Annotated in this window: 1 protein-coding gene; it reads left to right on the forward strand. The window is 43.5% G+C overall.

Going from position 1 to position 377, the window contains the following annotated elements:
• A partial coding sequence (locus A3761_RS27290) for a thiamine pyrophosphate-dependent enzyme (protein ID WP_197472930.1) occupies positions 1-348 on the forward strand: 348 nt, incomplete at its 5' end.
• Positions 349-377 lie beyond the last annotated feature (29 nt).

Raw genomic sequence — 377 nt, forward strand, 5'->3', positions numbered from 1 at the left:
TTTACCATATTTAATGATGGCGAGTTATCCCAAATATCACAAGCTCAAGAGGTGCCGTATAACAGGAAAACTTGTTCGGTTCTTGCGGATACGAGAATGCAGGGTGTAGCGATGGCTACTGGCGCAGCTTATGTCCGGATCGATGAGAATTCCGATATAGATGAAATGTTGGATGAAGCTTGGAGAATCAGCAAAGCGGGTCAGCCAGTCGTGTTAGATGTAAATATTGATTACAGTAAACAGACCCGATTTACGAAGGGTATTGTGGGAACAAACCTTAAGCGTTTGCCCCTCAACATGAAGGTCAGAATGATTAGTCGGGCTTTAGTAAGGAAAGTGACCTGCTAGCTATTTATTCACGACGTTTGCTAGCTTCT

Source organism: Oleiphilus sp. HI0123 (assembly GCF_001635315.1).